At 66.7% G+C, this 204-nt stretch carries 1 pseudogene; it reads right to left on the reverse strand.

From position 1 onward, the window contains the following. Positions 1-204 (reverse strand): annotated as a pseudogene (locus FV229_RS27860) (IS630 family transposase); the annotation flags it as partial.

Here is a 204-nt window from a genome sequence, read left to right on the forward strand (position 1 = left end):
CTTGGGATCCGAGGGGCGCGTTCCGCGTGCTGCCCAACGCCGGGTCAGGGTGTTCTTCTGGCCGACCCGCGCCTCGTCGCAGAACCAGACCTCTACGGGTTTGCCGCCGACAGCCTGCCCGATCTGCGCCAGACGGTGGGGAAAGCTTTTTTAAAAACAGCTGCGGCATCCGGGTCCTGGGCGTGATGGCGCGGACGGGCTGAG

The sequence above is a fragment of the Methylobacterium sp. WL120 genome, assembly GCF_008039465.1.
Taxonomy (GTDB): domain Bacteria; phylum Pseudomonadota; class Alphaproteobacteria; order Rhizobiales; family Beijerinckiaceae; genus Methylobacterium; species Methylobacterium cerastii.